Source organism: Novosphingobium sp. MD-1 (assembly GCF_001014975.1).
GTDB lineage: Bacteria > Pseudomonadota > Alphaproteobacteria > Sphingomonadales > Sphingomonadaceae > Novosphingobium.
Genome location: NZ_BBXA01000025.1, coordinates 35,317 through 50,066, shown reverse-complemented (window position 1 = coordinate 50,066; position 14,750 = coordinate 35,317). Strand labels below are relative to the sequence as shown.

Annotated in this window: 15 protein-coding genes, 1 tRNA gene and 1 pseudogene; 13 read left to right on the top strand and 4 right to left on the bottom strand. The window is 64.4% G+C overall.

Annotated elements, in window-relative coordinates; all coding sequences use genetic code 11:
• The 3 genes and pseudogenes from NMD1_RS08490 to NMD1_RS08480 form a co-directional block, all read left to right on the top strand.
• Positions 1-693 (top strand): annotated as a pseudogene (locus NMD1_RS08490) (DNA mismatch repair protein MutS); the annotation flags it as partial.
• The gene (locus NMD1_RS08485) at positions 686-1,303 is read left to right on the top strand and encodes a 5'-methylthioadenosine/S-adenosylhomocysteine nucleosidase (protein WP_125954406.1); all 618 of its coding nucleotides are present in this window, start codon (positions 686-688) and stop codon (positions 1,301-1,303) included. The pseudogene NMD1_RS08490 and the gene NMD1_RS08485, both read left to right, overlap by 8 nt.
• Positions 1,304-1,403: 100 nt before the next feature.
• Positions 1,404-1,694 carry a GIY-YIG nuclease family protein gene (locus tag NMD1_RS08480; protein WP_125954410.1) on the top strand — a complete coding sequence of 97 codons (291 nt, stop codon included), beginning with the start codon at positions 1,404-1,406 and terminating at the stop codon, positions 1,692-1,694.
• Between the two features lie 125 nt (positions 1,695-1,819).
• Here NMD1_RS08480 and NMD1_RS08475 read toward each other — a convergent pair whose 3' ends face one another.
• Complete coding sequence (locus NMD1_RS08475) at positions 1,820-3,163, bottom strand: NupC/NupG family nucleoside CNT transporter (protein ID WP_124810467.1); 1,344 nt, start codon at positions 3,161-3,163, stop codon at positions 1,820-1,822.
• Between the two features lie 104 nt (positions 3,164-3,267).
• Between NMD1_RS08475 and NMD1_RS08470 the strand changes: the two genes are divergently transcribed.
• The 7 genes from NMD1_RS08470 (at position 3,268) to NMD1_RS08440 (ending at position 8,336) form a co-directional block, all read left to right on the top strand.
• Positions 3,268-3,963, top strand: coding sequence for a queuosine precursor transporter (locus NMD1_RS08470; protein ID WP_125954405.1), 696 nt, complete (start codon positions 3,268-3,270; stop codon positions 3,961-3,963).
• 57 nt (positions 3,964-4,020) lie between these two features.
• Positions 4,021-4,941, top strand: coding sequence for an acetylglutamate kinase (argB, locus tag NMD1_RS08465; protein ID WP_124810469.1), 921 nt, complete (start codon positions 4,021-4,023; stop codon positions 4,939-4,941).
• A 32-nt stretch (positions 4,942-4,973) separates the two neighbouring features.
• Positions 4,974-5,513 carry a hypothetical protein gene (locus tag NMD1_RS08460; protein WP_125954404.1) on the top strand — a complete coding sequence of 180 codons (540 nt, stop codon included), beginning with the start codon at positions 4,974-4,976 and terminating at the stop codon, positions 5,511-5,513.
• An 81-nt stretch (positions 5,514-5,594) separates the two neighbouring features.
• Positions 5,595-5,888, top strand: coding sequence for a YggT family protein (locus tag NMD1_RS08455; protein WP_124810471.1), 294 nt, complete (start codon positions 5,595-5,597; stop codon positions 5,886-5,888).
• A gap of 41 nt (positions 5,889-5,929) precedes the next feature.
• Positions 5,930-6,820: a bifunctional methylenetetrahydrofolate dehydrogenase/methenyltetrahydrofolate cyclohydrolase FolD gene (folD, locus tag NMD1_RS08450; RefSeq protein WP_125954403.1), complete on the top strand. Its 891-nt coding sequence runs from the start codon at positions 5,930-5,932 to the stop codon at positions 6,818-6,820.
• 51 nt (positions 6,821-6,871) lie between these two features.
• Positions 6,872-7,714, top strand: coding sequence for a hypothetical protein (locus NMD1_RS08445; protein ID WP_199558092.1), 843 nt, complete (start codon positions 6,872-6,874; stop codon positions 7,712-7,714).
• Positions 7,715-7,721: 7 nt separating this feature from the next.
• The gene (locus NMD1_RS08440) at positions 7,722-8,336 is read left to right on the top strand and encodes a MarC family protein (protein WP_124810473.1); all 615 of its coding nucleotides are present in this window, start codon (positions 7,722-7,724) and stop codon (positions 8,334-8,336) included.
• 6 nt (positions 8,337-8,342) lie between these two features.
• Here NMD1_RS08440 and NMD1_RS08435 read toward each other — a convergent pair whose 3' ends face one another.
• Positions 8,343-8,969, bottom strand: a complete 627-nt coding sequence (locus NMD1_RS08435) for an LON peptidase substrate-binding domain-containing protein (protein WP_124810489.1) — start codon at positions 8,967-8,969, stop codon at positions 8,343-8,345.
• Positions 8,970-8,971: 2 nt separating this feature from the next.
• On the bottom strand, positions 8,972-9,880 hold the full coding sequence (gene trxA / locus NMD1_RS08430) for a thioredoxin (RefSeq protein ID WP_125954402.1): 909 nt from the start codon (positions 9,878-9,880) through the stop codon (positions 8,972-8,974).
• Between the two features lie 215 nt (positions 9,881-10,095).
• On the opposite strand from trxA, the gene NMD1_RS08425 reads away from it, so the two are divergent.
• From NMD1_RS08425 to NMD1_RS08415, 3 genes are all read left to right on the top strand, one after another.
• Positions 10,096-10,170, top strand: a tRNA-Gly gene (locus NMD1_RS08425).
• 146 nt (positions 10,171-10,316) lie between these two features.
• The gene (locus tag NMD1_RS08420; protein WP_158453928.1) at positions 10,317-11,600 is read left to right on the top strand and encodes a tyrosine-type recombinase/integrase; all 1,284 of its coding nucleotides are present in this window, start codon (positions 10,317-10,319) and stop codon (positions 11,598-11,600) included.
• 46 nt (positions 11,601-11,646) lie between these two features.
• A complete protein-coding gene (locus tag NMD1_RS08415) occupies positions 11,647-13,146 on the top strand; it encodes an AAA family ATPase (protein ID WP_125954400.1) in 1,500 nt (499 codons plus the stop codon).
• 184 nt (positions 13,147-13,330) lie between these two features.
• On the opposite strand, the gene NMD1_RS08410 is transcribed toward NMD1_RS08415, so the two are convergent.
• A complete protein-coding gene (locus NMD1_RS08410) occupies positions 13,331-14,680 on the bottom strand; it encodes an SIR2 family protein (RefSeq protein WP_233497448.1) in 1,350 nt (449 codons plus the stop codon).
• Positions 14,681-14,750 lie beyond the last annotated feature (70 nt).

Sequence of the window (14,750 nt, the reverse complement as noted above, 5' to 3'; positions counted from 1 at the left end):
GTGCTGCTGGCGCAGGCGGGCGGGTTCGTGCCCGCCGAGGCCGCGACGATCGGCATGGTCGACCGGCTGTTCAGCCGCGTCGGCGCGTCGGACAACCTTGCGCGCGGACGATCGACCTTCATGGTCGAGATGGTCGAGACCGCCGCCATTCTCGCGCAGGCCAGCGAGCGCAGCTTCGTCATCCTCGACGAAGTGGGGCGCGGCACCTCGACTTACGACGGCCTGGCACTCGCCTGGGCGGTGGTGGAGGCGGTGCATGAAGTGAACCGCTGCCGCTGCCTGTTCGCCACGCATTACCACGAACTCGCGCGGCTGGCCGAAAGCTGCGATGCACTGTCGCTCCACCATGTCCGCGCGCGCGAATGGAAAGGCGACTTGGTGCTGCTGCACGAACTGGCCGACGGGCCGGCGGACAAGAGCTATGGCCTCGCCGTCGCCCGGCTGGCCGGCGTGCCCGCGCCGGTGGTCAAGCGCGCCAAGGCGGTGCTCGACAAGCTGGAGAAAGGCCGCGCCTCCACCGGGGGCCTCGCCGCCGGGCTGGGCGACCTGCCGCTGTTCGCCGCCGCGATCGAGGCGGTGGAGGAAAAGGTCGATGCCTTGCGCGCCCGGCTCAACGGGCTGGACATCGACGCGCTGTCCCCGCGCGAGGCGCTGGACCTGCTCTACGAACTGAAGGCACAGGCGAATGGTTGAGCTTACCACGGTCGGCTCCCGGCGCGTGCTGTTCGTGATGGCGGCGGAACCGGAATACGGCCCGCACTTGCGCGCCCGGTTCACGCCGCTGATCACCGGCATCGGCCCGGTCGAGGCCGCGCTGCACACCGGCGTGGCGCTGGCCCGGCTGGAAGCGGCGGGGCAGTTGCCGGACCTGATCGTCTGCCTCGGCTCGGCCGGATCGCGCCGCTGCGCGCTGGGCTCTGTCCACCAGATCGCCAGCGTCTCGTGGCGCGACATGGATGCCTCGCCGCTCGGCATCGAGCCCGGCGTGGTGCCCTATCTCGACGAGCCGAAAGAGCTTCCACTGGAAACCCCGCTGGACCTGCCTGTCGCCACGCTGTCTAGCGGGGGCGACGTGGTCAGCGGCGACCACTGGGACCGCGTCTCGGCCGACATGGTCGACATGGAAACCTACGCCGTCGCCCGCGCCGCGCGCACCTTCGACGTGCCGCTGATCGGCCTGCGCGGCGTCAGCGACGGCCCCGGCGAACTGGCCGGCGCACACGACTGGCACAAGCTGCTCGGCTACCTCGACGGCGAGCTGGCCAAGGCGGTGGATCTGCTGCACGAACTGCAGGGCGCGTAGCCGCCCGAGGTCCCGGCCTTCGCTGGGACGACGAGGATAAAATAGAAACGTCATGCCAGCGCACGCTGGCATCCCGGGCCGTCCTCTGTACCCTCGACTCATGCGCAAGGGCGGCTGGACCTACATCATGACCAACAAGCCGCGCGGGGTGCTCTACATCGGCGTCACCGCCGATCTGGCGACCCGCATCGTCCAGCACCGCGAGGGGCGCGGGTCATCCTTCTGCCGCCGTTACAACCTTCAGCGCCTCGTGCTGGCCGAGGAACACGCGACGATCGAGGAAGCGATCCGGCGCGAAAAGGCGCTCAAGGCGTGGAAGCGGGACTGGAAGATCGATCTCATCGAGACAGCCAACCCGGCATGGGCCGATCTTTTCGCGGCCCTTCTGTAGCCGCCCGAGGTCCCGGCCTTCGCCGGGACGACGCGAATGAGATCGAAAGCGTCATGCCAGCGCACGCTGGCATCTCGGGCCTCATCTCAAACCACCGGGGGCATCCCAGGCCCCCGCGCGAAACCTCACAACGACAGGAACAATCCCGCCAGCGCTGCGCTCATCAGGTTGCTCAGCGCGCCGGCCAGCAGCGCGCGGATGCCGAGTTTGGCGATCATCGGGCGCTGGTTGGGGGCAAGGCCGCCGGTCACCGCCATCTGGATCGCGATCGAGCTGAAATTGGCGAAGCCGCACAGCGCGAACGTGACCAGCGCGACGCTGACCTTGGACAAGCCGGTGTCCTGCCCCAGTTCGATGAAGGCGACGAATTCGTTGAGCACGATCTTGGTGCCGAACAGGCCGCCCGCCTGCATCGCTTCCGCCCAGGTGGGAGAGCCAAGCAGGTAGAACATCGGCGCGAAGATCGTGCCGAGGATCTGCTGGAACGAGAGGTCGGGATAGCCAGCCAGCCCGCCCAGCCAGCCGAGGATGCCGTTGGCGAGCGCCACCAGCGCAACGAAGGCCAGCACCATCGCGCCCACCGCCACGGCCAGCTTGACCCCGGTCTGCGCGCCCTGGCTGGCCGCCATGATGAGGTTGGCGGGGCGTTCCTCGTGTTCTTCCGCCACCGGTTCGCCGCTGGCGGCGACGCCGGGCTGGCTGGTCACGTCATCGCGGTTCAGCGCGGCCGCGGCCATGCCGGCGGGCGGCACCAGCGTGGGCGGATCGTGCGGGTTGGGCAGCGGATCGGCCGCGACGTCGGCTGGCGTCGGCGGCTCGTCGGGCATCATCGTCTTGGCCATGAGGATGCCGCCGGGCGCCGACATGAAGGCGGCGGCGACCAGATAGTCGATGCGGATACCCATGCTGGCATAGGCGGCCAGGATCGTGCCCGCCACGCCGGCCATGCCCACGGTCATCACGCAGAACAGCTGCGACGGATTGAGCGCGGCGAGATAGGGGCGGATCACCAGCGGCGCCTCGCTTTGCCCGACGAAGATGTTGGACGCGGCGCATAGTGATTCGACCTTGCTGATGCCCGTGATCTTTTCCAGCCCGCCACCGATCCAGCGGATCACCAGCTGCATCACGCCAAGGTAGTAGAGGATCGAGATCAGCGCGGCGAAGAAGATGATCACCGGCAGCGCCGAAATGGCGAAGCTGGTGCCGCCGATCTCGGGCTTGGCGAGCGGGCCGAACAGGAACGTCACGCCCGCCTTGGCAAAGCCGAGCAGGCGCTCCACGCCGTGCGCGGCGGCCTGCAGCGCGGCGTTGCCCCACGGCAGATAGAGCACCAGCGCGGCGAAACCGGCCTGCAGGGCGAAGGCTGCGCCCACCACGCGCGGGCGGATCGCGCGGCGGTTGGTGGAAAGCAGGAAGGCGACCAGCAGGATGATCCCCATCCCGACGAGGCTCAAGACAACGCGCATCGGGGGCTATCGGCTCCGGACGATGAAGGAGGGAAAGACGAACTGGTTTCTCCCGCTCCTAAACGGGATTTGGCGGCCGGTCAAAATCCCGCTATCGCCCGTCCATGCAAGAAACCGCCCCGCACCGGGCCGCACCGGCGTCACATCCCCCGATCCCCTCTTCGATCCCCCGCTCCCTGTTCGCGTTCGCGCTGCTCTATGGCGGGCTGGCCGTGCTGGCGGGCGTGCTGGGCACCAAGCTCGCCTCGCTGGGCCACTGGCCGCTGCTGGGCGATCTGGCGGTCGAATCCGGGATCTTCGCGTTCCTGCTGCTGGTGATCCTGGCCAGCGCCGTGGCCGAGCTGTTCGGGCAGGACATGGCGAACCGGCTGGTGCGCTTCGGCTTCGTGCCGTTGATCGTGTCGATGGTGCTGCTTTCGCTGGTCATCCATGTGGTGCCGCCCGCGCCGTTCTGGTCGGATCAGGAGGCCTTCGCCCGCCTGCTAGGGCAGGGCGCGCGGATGCAGTTCGCCGGGCTGATTTCCTACGGCACCTCGCAGACGCTCAACGTCTATCTGTTCTCGCGCATTGCCGGCGGTCAGGGGCGGCTGCTGATGCTGCGCGCGTGGATCGCCAGCATGCTGTCGCAGATCGTCGATACGGTGCTGTTCATCACGATCTCGTTCTACGGGCAGGACCTGCCGATCGGCGCGATCATGGAAGGGCAGATCATCTCCAAGCTGGTGCTGTCGACGATCATGGTGCCGCCGGGCATCTGGCTGTTCGTACGGCTGGGGCGCTGGCTGGACGCGCCGCGCTGACCCGCGCGCACGAAAACGCTTTAATTTCGCGCCAAGGGGCGTAAGGGCGCGGCCATTATGGCCACGAACCACGAAATCTCCGATTCCTATCGCGCTGCGATGCTCGCCAAGGCGGAAACGCTGACCGAGGCGCTGCCCTATCTCCAGCGCTATGCCGGCAAGACCTTCGTGGTGAAGTACGGCGGGCACGCCATGGGCGATCCCGAACTGGCCCACGATTTCGCCGAGGACATCGTGCTGCTGAAGGCGGTGGGCATCAATCCCGTGGTGGTCCACGGAGGCGGGCCGCAGATCGGCCGGATGCTGAAGGCGCTGGGCATCGAATCGCAGTTCGTCAACGGCCTGCGCGTCACCGACAAGCAGACCGCCGAAGTGGCCGAAATGGTCCTGGCCGGCGCGATCAACAAGGAACTGGTCGGCTGGATCGCCCGCGCGGGCGGCAAGGCCATCGGCATTTCGGGCAAGGATGGCGGCATGGTCGTGGCCCGCAAGGTCCAGTCCAAGGCGCCCAAGGCGATCGAGGACGACGGCGAGCCGCTGGTGGTCGACCTGGGCTTCGTGGGCGAGCCGGACCGGATCGACACCACGGTGATCGACACCATCTGCGCCGCCGGCATGATCCCGGTGATCGCGCCCATCGGCGTGGGCGAGGACGGCGCGACCTACAACATCAACGCCGACACCATGGCCGGCTGCATCGCCGCGGCGCTGGGCGCATCGCGCCTGTTCCTGCTGACCGACGTGCCCGGCGTGCTGGACAAGCAGAAGAACCTGCTGACCGACCTGACGCCCGCCGACATCGCGGAACTGGCGCAGGACGGCACGATCAGCGGCGGCATGATCCCCAAGCTGGAAACCTGCGTCCACGCGGTGGAGGCCGGATGCGAGGCGGTGGTCGTGCTCGACGGGCGCGTGCCGCACGCGATGCTGCTGGAAATCTTCACCTCGCGCGGCGCCGGCACGCTGATCCGGGCGTGACCGGGCGAAAGCCGGGAACGGAACCGGCGGTCGTGCGTCCCTTTTCCATGGTGCGCTCTCGCATAGTCCCCTCGCTCGCCCTGCTGCTGGCCGCCTGTGGTGGCACGCCGCCCGCGCCCGAACCGAGCGACACGGACAGCGATGCCATCGCCGAGCTGGCATCGGAAGCGGTGCCGGCCCCCTCGCCGACCCCCACCGCCGAGATCACCGAACGCGGCGTACCATCGGCCTCGCGTGATCCCGCCGAGGTGATGACGGCCTGGGGCAAGGCCGTGGAAATGCGCGACTGGGAGACCGTCCGCGCCTATTGGGGCGACAAGGGTGCCCGCAGCGGCTTGGACGAACGCGCCTTCGCCGCGAAGTGGAGCACCCTGCTCGACCCGCGCGTGACCGTGGGCAAAGGCGAAAGCGAGGGCGCGGCAGGCTCTCTCTACTACACCGCCCCTGTCACCGTGACCGACGGCACGCGAGTGCTGAAAGGCGATGTCGTGCTGCGCCGCGTGAACGACGTGCCGGGCGCGACAGAAGAGCAGCTGCGCTGGCATATCGAGAGCACCACGCTGACTCCGTAGGGATCCGCCACAGGCTCCGGTTGCCTTTCCGCCCGTCTCTCGGCTAACAGCCGTATCGACCGTCGGAAGAAGAAAGCGCCCATGTTCCTGTACACGCTCGTCGCCATGATCAGCTACCTCGTGCAGATCATCACCGTGGTGGTGATCGTACAGTTCGTGCTGGGCCTGTTGATTTCGTTCAACGTCGTCAACATGCACAACAATGGCGTTGCCGCGATCTGGCGGGCGCTGAACGCTATTCTCGATCCGCTGCTCAACCCCATCCGCCGGATCATGCCCGAAACCGGATCGATCGACCTGTCGCCGATGGCGCTGATCATCGGCCTCAACCTGCTGATGATCCTGCTGAGCGGCCTTGCCGCATCGGGATATTGACCTCCCGCCACCAGACGGAATGGCTTGAAGGAATTGCAGAGATGACTGCTGCCGTGATCGACGGAAAGGCCTTTGCCGCGAACCTGCGCGGCGAAGTGGGCAAGCTGGCCGCCGCGTTCGAGCAACAGGCCGGCCGCAAGGCGGGCCTTGCCGTGGTGCTGGTGGGCGAAGACCCGGCGAGCCAGGTCTATGTCCGCTCCAAGGGCAAATCGACGCTCGAGGCCGGCATGGCGAGCTTCGAGCACAAGCTGCCCGCCGATACCGCCGAGGCGGACCTGCTGGCGGTGGTGGAACGGCTCAACGCCGATCCCGCCGTCGACGGCATTCTCGTCCAGCTTCCCCTGCCCGGCCATATCGACGAGCAGAAGGTGATCGCCACGATCAACCCGGACAAGGACGTGGACGGCTTCCACGTCACCAACGCCGGGCGCCTCGCGGTGGGGCAGCCGGGCTTCGTGCCCTGCACCCCGCTGGGCTGCCTGATGCTGCTCAAGGACCGGCTCGGCGATCTTTCCGGGCTGGACGCCGTGGTCATCGGCCGTTCGAACATCGTCGGCAAGCCGATGGCGCAACTGCTGATCGCCGAAAGCTGCACCGTCACCGTCGCGCACAGCCGCACGCGCAACCTGCCGGACGTGGTGAAGCGGGCGGACATCGTCGTCGCCGCCGTCGGCCGCCCGGAAATGGTCAAGGGCGAATGGATCAAGCCCGGCGCGACCGTGATCGACGTGGGCATCAACCGCGTGGCCGGAGCCGAGGGCAAGACCCGGCTGGTGGGCGACGTGGACTATGCCGGCGCGGCCGCCGTGGCCGGCGCGATCACCCCGGTTCCGGGCGGCGTCGGCCCGATGACGATCGCGGTGCTGCTGCGCAACGCGCTGGTCGCCGCCTATCGCAACGCCGGCATTCCGCTGGCGGACGGCACGATCTGATTTCTCCACCACGGGTTTGACCGGGCGCGGCTTTGCTTTAGGTTCAAGGGCATGTCGCGTCCCGTTCGTGCCGCCCTGGCCCTTGCCCTGTCGTTCTCGCTGCTGTCCACGCCGGCGCTTGCCCAGCGCCCGGGGCGTGGTAGCATGCCGGGCGGCGGGCTGACGCCGGCGGGGAACCCCAGCGCGCTGATCGCCGCCGAAATCGCCTTTGCCCGGCTGGCGCGCGAAAAGGGCCAGTGGACCGCGTTTCGCGATACCGCCGCCGACGATGCGGAAATGTTCACGCCCCGGCGCGTGGTGGCGAAGGACTGGCTCAAGGGTCGCAAGGACCCGGCGCAGGCGGTGCAGTGGGAAACGCACCGCGCCTACGCCAGTTGCGACGGCAGCTTCGGCGTGACCTATGGCGGCTGGACCGGCGGCACGGACGCCGGCTGGTTCAGCACGGTCTGGCAGCGGCAGAAGAAGAAGGGCGCGTTGAAGTGGGTGCTCGATCAGGGCGAGTCGCTGGCCCGGCCGCTCGCCGCGCCCGACTGGATCGAGGGCAAGGTCGCCGATTGCCCCGCGCGCCGGACGCATTTCGTGGCGCCAGGGGGGCCACTGCCACCTGGTGCGGCCGACCGGCCCGCGACGAAGGACCTGCCCGCCCAGCGCCCGCTCGCCGGGCCGGTCCCGCCGCTGGCCGCCCCCGCCGGATCGGACAGCAAGGACGGCCAGTCCGACGATGGCACGCTGGCCTGGCGCAGCACCGTGCTGCCCGATGGCGCGCGCGAATTCACGGTGTGGATGTGGAAGGACGGCAACATGGCCCAGGTGCTGCACGAAACCGCAGCCGCTCCCGCGGCCCCTGCCACGACACCCACCACGACACCCGCCACCGCTCCGGGACAAGGATAAGCGCGCGATGTGGGAACTGTTCGTCTCCGCCTTCGTCACGCTGTTCGTGGTGATCGATCCGCCCGGCTGCGCGCCGATCTATGCCGGGCTTACCGCCGGGGCCAGCCCCGCGCAGGCGCGCAACATGGCGATCCGCGCCACGCTGATCGCCACGGGCATCCTGCTGGTCTTCGCGCTGTTCGGGGAAAAGCTGCTGTCGGGCCTGCACATCGAGCTGGCCAGCTTCCGCATCGCCGGCGGCATCATGCTGTTCGTGATCGCGCTCGACATGGTGTTCGAAAAGCGCACCGAACGGCGCGAACAGCGCGCGGAAAAGGTCCGCCATACCGAGGTGGACGACGTGTCCGTGTTCCCCATGGCCATGCCGATGATCGCCGGGCCGGGCTCGATCGCCACGGTCATGCTGCTGACCAGCCGCGCGCAAGGCAACGAACAGACCATGGTCGTGCTGGGCGCGCTGGCCTGCGTGATGGTGCTGATCCTCGCCGCGCTGCTGGCCGCCGGCCCGCTGATGCGGTTGGTGGGCCAGCAGGCCGAAGCGGTGGTTACGCGCCTGCTGGGCGTGCTGCTCGCGGCGCTGGCCGCGCAATACGTGATCGACGGGATCAAGGCGCAGTTCTGAGCGCGTTTACTGCAGCGTCACCTGGTTGTCGTCGCTGTCGCGCCGGCCAAAGAATTGCAGCAACTGCACCAGCAGTTCGCAGCGCGTGGCGAGATCAGGCGCTTCCAGCAGCGCCTGCTTGGCGGCGATATCGAACGGCACGATCTGCGACACGCCGTTGATCAGCGCCATGTCGTCCAGCCGCGTCACCGATTCCCAGTCCACGGCATAGCCCTGCGCATCGGCGAAGATACGCGCCTCGCGCTCGAACGAGGCGCGCTCCACCGCGCTCAGCACCGCATCGGGATCGTCCTCGATCAGTTCGGCCTCGACCTGCCGGAACGGCGTGGTCACATCCAGTTCGCGCAGCACGCGGAAGCGCGAAAGACCCTGCAGCACGATGTTGTAGCGTCCGTCCTCCAGCGCTTCGACCTCGCCGATCTTGCCGACGCAGCCCACGCTGAACAGCGGCGCGCCTTCGGCCGGGGCCTGCGGCTGGATCATCGCGATGCGCCGGTCGCGCGCCAGCGCATCGGAGACCAGCGCGCGATAGCGCGGCTCGAAGATGTGCAACGGCAGCTGCAGCCCCGGAAACAGCGTGGCGCCGGGGAGCGGGAAGATCGAAAGCCGCGTGGTGTCGATCGTTCCGCCCATGGTCAGCCGAACAGCACGGTCGACAGCTTGCGCCGCGTCGCCGCGACCCACGGGTCTTCCAGCCCGATCGCCTCGAAGATCTGGAGCAGGCGGGCACGCGCCGCGCCTTCGCTCCACTCACGATCGGCGGCGATCATGCGCAGCAGCGTCGCGGCGGCAGCATCGCGATCGCCACCGGCATAGAGCGCGTTGGCATAGGCGAGCTGCGCGGCCATGTCCGCCGGATCGGCCTCCGCCGCGGCGCGCAGCCCGGCCAGCTCGCCGGCCTCGGGCGCGTCCTCCGCCAGCGCCAGCGCCGAGCGGGCCTGCGCCAGCGCCGGATCGTCCGCCAGCCCGGGATCGAGCGCGGCCAGCACCTCGGCGGCTTCCTCCTTGCGGCCGGCCAGCAGCAGCGCGCGGATCAGCCCCGCGTGCGCGGGCGCGCTGTCGGGCGCGATCTCGATGATCTGGGCGAAGATGTCCGCCGCGCGATCGCCGTCACCGCCGGCCAGCACTTCTTCGCCCATGTCGAGCAGCGGGGTGATGTCCTGCGCCGGCTCGTCACCGGCCTGCACCGGCACCTTGGCGAGAATCTGGTCGAGGTACTGCTTGAGCTGCGATTCGGTGCGCGCGCCGGTCAGGTCGGCCACGGGCTGGCCCTGGAACATGGCATAGACGGTGGGGATCGAGCGCACCTGGAACTGCGCGGCGATGAACTGTTCCTCGTCCACGTTGACCTTGGCGAGCACCACGCCCTTGTCCGCGTATTCGGCGGCGACCTTTTCCAGCACCGGCGTCAGCTGCTTGCACGGGCCGCACCATTCCGCCCAGAAATCGAGGATGACCAGCTTGGTCATCGACGGTTCGACCACGTCCTTGCGGAACCGGTCCACCGCCTTCTGTTCTTCCAGGTTCAGGCCAAGGCTTGCCAATGTCGATCTCCGATGCGCGCGAACAATGCGATACGTCCGACCACCATGTGGGAATGCGGCGCCGTTCGGCAAGGGGTTTGTCCCCTTTCCACAGGCCATCGGCGGGCGCGCGGCGAGAAAGTGCATTTTTGGTGTTGCGGCTCTCCCGAGTCGATGCTAACGGCGCGCCTCACCCCGGCCGGAAGGGGATTTTTCCTCCGGTCCGAAACGCACGAGCGGGCGTAGCTCAGGGGTAGAGCACAACCTTGCCAAGGTTGGGGTCGAGGGTTCGAATCCCTTCGCCCGCTCCAGTTTTCCTCGGAAAACCAAGGGTTTATCAGAAACCCTGTTCCCAAAAATCCGAAAAAATAGCATCTTCGGATCGTGTTCGGATATTCCGGGCCGTGTTCGGATTTCGGGGAAGATGGGTCTCAAAGATTCCGCGTCAGATGCAGAGGTGGCGAAACCTCGCGAATCCTCCAAGGCCACGGTCACGCAGAGCAAGACGTTCCGTGACGGCGTGATCTACCTCTACCAGCGCTCGGACTTCAAAAAGCCGACATGGATGTGCCGGGTGAAGGTTCCGGGCGGCAAGGGCTACGTCAACCGCAGCACCGGCACCGGAGATGAGCACAAGGCGTTCAAGTTCGCCGATGACCTCTACAACCAGCTTCTGGTCAAATCGCTGACCGGCGAGGCTCCTGTCGGCAAGCGGATGGGGCCGGTGATCGATGCCTACGTGAAGCGGCTGGAACCCCAGAAGGACCGGCTGTCGATCCACTACAAGATTCTGCTGATGAAGCGGGTCAAGCCGTTCCTCGACCGCAAAACGTTCGAGGAGCTGACCACGGCCACGCTTTCCAAGCTGGTGGACGATCAGGCCAGCAAGACCAAGAAGGGCGCGCTATCGCCCAACTCCGTCAAACGGATGTTCTCGGACCTCAAGCACTTCTTCAACTGGTGCGTCGAGGAAGGGCACCTTGCGGCAATGCCCAAATTCCCCAAGATCAACGGCGACCAGAAGCGCAGGCCGCATTTCAACCGCGAGGAATGGAACCAGCTACTGCGGGCGGTGCCGGACTACCTCAAGGAAAGTCCCGGTTCGGTCCAGCGGGATCGCAGGTTGATGTTGCATTACGTCCTGGTCCTTGCCGAAACCGGGATTCGCGTTGGCGAGGCACGGAACCTGCGATGGCGTGACATCCGCCCCATCAACAACAGCAAAGACCCCAACGTCCCGAACGTCGCGCTCACCGTGAAGGGCAAGACCGGCATACGCGAGGTGGTCGCTTCCGGTCCTCTGGTTCGGCAGGCGCTCTATCGAATCCTCGAAATGCGCCGGAAGGACCTCAAGGACGAAACGTCCGACATCTTCGAGAAGGACGACGTTCCACCCGACAGCTTCGTGTTTTGCGACAAGCACGGCAACGCCATCGAGTCCTTCAAGAAGTCGTTCGCGGCATTCATCGAACACGCGGGCCTCACGTTCGACACCTTCGGCCAGCGGCGGACGATCTATTCCCTCCGCCATACCTACGCCACCACACGGATCGAGGCGGGCGTGAACCACTACGCCTTGGCCCAGAACATGGGAACGTCAGTGGCGATGCTGGAGCAGTACTACGGCCACACGACGAACGTCGGCATGGTCGAGGAACTGACCAAGCCCAAGACCAAGCGCGTTGCCAAGGCCAGCGAGGAAGGCGGATCGGCGTTGGGGTGGCTGGGGAGCAGGAAGTGACTGTACGGCACTAGGTGGATTGCGATTCCCCCTTTATGCAGAGGCCATGGCAATTCCTCAGATCAAAGATGTAGTGATTCCGCGCCCCGGTGACTTAGGCGGCGGGGAATGGCGCTTGAATAGCCTAACCAGCCTAGTGGCTGTTTTCGGAAAAAATGGCTCAGGAAAGAGTCGGCTGCTTCGAGCTTGGCGAGACAGCGCGCCGGACAGCACTCATTATATCATTCCGGAGCGCACCGGAGAGTTCGACTACAACGCGAACTTCATCCAACAGCAGGTGTCTGCACAATCAAGGCGGAATGAAAGTCAGCGGAACTTTCACGAGAATTACCGTCGCCAGATCGTTGGCCGTATTCAAGCTTACCTTATGTCGCGCGGTGGTTTCTCAGGCGAAGGCCCAGCACCGTGTGCTCCACCTGAGTTGCACAAGGCCATCGGAAGGCTCCTCCCAGATTTTGAACTCACTCTGAAACCATCCGCCACTCCTCCGTATGAGCTGAAACGCGCCGGCAAAGATCAAACTATCACGCAGGTCGATCAGTTAAGCAGCGGAGAGGCACAGCTTCTTCTTCTCGGCCTCGATATTTTGACCGTGGCCAGCATGTGGGAAATCGAAGGAACGCAGCAGCGACTGATGCTGATCGATGAACCCGATGCCCACGTTCATCCAGACCTTCTTGTAAGATTTGCGGACTTTCTAACGGAGGCTGCAAATCGGTATAAGTTTCAAACGATTGTAGCGACTCATAGCCCTTCACTTCTCGCTGCTTTAGGTCAGTTCGGCGGGAGCGATGCCAGCGTGCTTTATCTCGACAGAGTCGGGGTCCACTTTACCGCGCTTCCATTCAACGATGTACTTAAAGAATTGGCATCATGCTTAGGCGGTCACGCCTTGATGGGGCCACTCTTTGGAGTTCCCTTGCTGCTCGTTGAGGGGGATGACGACTACCGCATTTGGAGCCAAGTACCCCGGCATCACGTTGTCAGTTTCTCTGTATTGCCGTCAGGCGGACAGAAAATCCTAAACCACCAGCGCGCACTAGAACGCGTACTCAATGCATTGCGGGAGCAAGGAGGTCCGAAATCCGGATTCGCCTTGGTTGACGGCGACAAGGGCAAGCCAAAGGAAAATGCTGAGACCCCACAAGAGCACATCGGCTTCATTCAGCTCAATTGCTACGAAAGCGAAAATCTCTTTTTGACTGATGAGGTTCTCGCCACGATGAATCACGATTGGCCATCTGCTCAGATGAAGATCCAGGAGCAAGCCGAGGGCTTTGGGGGCAAGGCCGAACTTCTACAGGCTATCATCGGTTGCGACCGGCGGACGCATGATCTCAAACAAGTCATTGAGCAACTTTCTCTAATCCTCGATCCTAAGCGTATCCATTGGACCGTCCGCGTTGCCTCGGTTATCGGAAAGGCGCGGCCTGTCGGTCAAATTGGTGAGTTTCTGGGAGATGAGGTGGTTACGGCGCTTTGGGGGCATCCGCCCGTTAGCAAAGCCGATGATCAAGGCGATCTTTCGCTTTCCGTGGTGCAATGAGCAGCAAATTGAGAGCTGATCACGTCAGCAAAGTTCGGGCTGAGGATCAGGCGTGACGGAAATCGCCACGACGTGATCATGGAAGCATGGGACATGGCCGGATCAGCAGGAGCATTTTGATCTCCTGCTGCATTTCAATGACGGCGAAGCTGAAAAGCTACGGCCGGCATGAATCGCACAGCGGTCAGAGGTTGAGGTCTAACGCTTCGCCCTTCAAGTGACGCTCCAGAAGTGCGACAGCCTCGTGGGACCACTTGCGTGTCATGCTGGTGTCCTTCGTCCCCGTCTTGATCTTACAGTGGTAGCGGTTGTCAGTGGAGCGAAGGTCAGTCCCTGTAGCATCCTTGATTTCGTTGATTATCTTATTGGCAGCTTGCCAGTTCGGCAGTTTCAACCGCTTTGCCACTTGGGTCAGCGTGAAGGGGTGTGACTGGTTTGCGTTCTCGACGGGCGTGATGCCGAGAAGCTTCGGCAGTTCATTCCCGTCGCCTGCTACTCGTTCTAGAACATCATAATCCACCGCGACGCTGCCAGACGGAATATCGTGACGGATTAGCCTCATGGTCCGCGCAGCGAGCGCACGAACTAGCTTCGGATTAATCGACGTTAGAGCGGACTGGCTGCGGAGCGCTTTGAATACCCACAATAGGTCGTTCGTGTGGATCGCCTGAGTCCGATATTCTTGTCCATCGACGGCGAAGACGGCTTGCTCGGGCGGCTTAGGCCCAACCGGCTCTGGATGCCAGATGACCTGATAAACGTTCTCAATCAGGCCGTTTTCGTCCGCGACTAGCTCACCGATGTCGCGCAGTATCGCTTTCACGTTATGATCGCCCAGACCGTATCCAAGGATAAACACGGGATGCTCGGCGAAATACGTCAGCAGTTTAGCCGAAACGTATTTTTTCTTCTCCGCCCAATCCGCATAGTCAGGTGAGGTCAGCACCAGCGAGCTTGGATCGGATACGTCACCATGAATATGGAAGATTTCACCGAAGCTGTTGGTGTTGTAACGAATAATCGTCTGGCCGGTGATGGGTTCATAGCCTTCGAGAACTTGCTCGAGGAACGGATCGTAGTTGGTCGTGATGACTGCATGAGGCTTAATCTCCGAGAGGGCTGCGACCTCTTCCTTGAGAGGGGATTGCAACGGTGCTGCGTTGGCCAGCATCTCTTCCAAGTGCTTGCACACGAGGTACTTTAAGAAGGTGTCTTTGCGGACCCCGCTTTGGAACATCTCGGTCGGGAAGTTACCTTTCCCCTCCTTCCATGCCCATTCAAAAACGAGGTCTGACAGGACGGTGCCGATCGCCACCGGATCATCGCTGTGCTTCTGGCGATTATACTCGTAGCCATCCGCTCCATCCGGCAACTTCTCGAACATCGCTTTGAGCAATGCGTGCCAAGTGGGGGCGCCGAAATATCGCTGCGCCAAACCGCTCCCAACGAAAAGAATTGGCTGGCATTCAAAGCGCAGAAGCGTTTCGCGGATCGAAACGTCCGCTTTCTCAATGTAAGTTGCCTCTGCTGCCATTACATGTCCTCGCATTCAAATCGCATTGACACTTAGCGATTTTCTGCACTTCAGCGCAACGCCCGACAAG

What these genes read in the sequence shown, in the direction of transcription:
- NMD1_RS08475 (WP_124810467.1), bottom strand. Translation starts at nt 3,163, where the DNA reads ATGCGCGTTGTCTTGAGCCTCGTCGGGATGGGGATCATCCTGCTGGTC.
- NMD1_RS08410 (WP_233497448.1), bottom strand. Translation starts at nt 14,680, where the DNA reads ATGGCAGCAGAGGCAACTTACATTGAGAAAGCGGACGTTTCGATCCGC.
- folD (WP_125954403.1), top strand. Translation starts at nt 5,930, where the DNA reads ATGACTGCTGCCGTGATCGACGGAAAGGCCTTTGCCGCGAACCTGCGC.
- NMD1_RS08435 (WP_124810489.1), bottom strand. Translation starts at nt 8,969, where the DNA reads ATGGGCGGAACGATCGACACCACGCGGCTTTCGATCTTCCCGCTCCCC.
- NMD1_RS08480 (WP_125954410.1), top strand. Translation starts at nt 1,404, where the DNA reads ATGCGCAAGGGCGGCTGGACCTACATCATGACCAACAAGCCGCGCGGG.
- NMD1_RS08455 (WP_124810471.1), top strand. Translation starts at nt 5,595, where the DNA reads ATGTTCCTGTACACGCTCGTCGCCATGATCAGCTACCTCGTGCAGATC.
- NMD1_RS08470 (WP_125954405.1), top strand. Translation starts at nt 3,268, where the DNA reads ATGCAAGAAACCGCCCCGCACCGGGCCGCACCGGCGTCACATCCCCCG.
- NMD1_RS08445 (WP_199558092.1), top strand. Translation starts at nt 6,872, where the DNA reads ATGTCGCGTCCCGTTCGTGCCGCCCTGGCCCTTGCCCTGTCGTTCTCG.
- NMD1_RS08415 (WP_125954400.1), top strand. Translation starts at nt 11,647, where the DNA reads ATGGCAATTCCTCAGATCAAAGATGTAGTGATTCCGCGCCCCGGTGAC.
- argB (WP_124810469.1), top strand. Translation starts at nt 4,021, where the DNA reads ATGGCCACGAACCACGAAATCTCCGATTCCTATCGCGCTGCGATGCTC.
- NMD1_RS08440 (WP_124810473.1), top strand. Translation starts at nt 7,722, where the DNA reads ATGTGGGAACTGTTCGTCTCCGCCTTCGTCACGCTGTTCGTGGTGATC.
- NMD1_RS08485 (WP_125954406.1), top strand. Translation starts at nt 686, where the DNA reads ATGGTTGAGCTTACCACGGTCGGCTCCCGGCGCGTGCTGTTCGTGATG.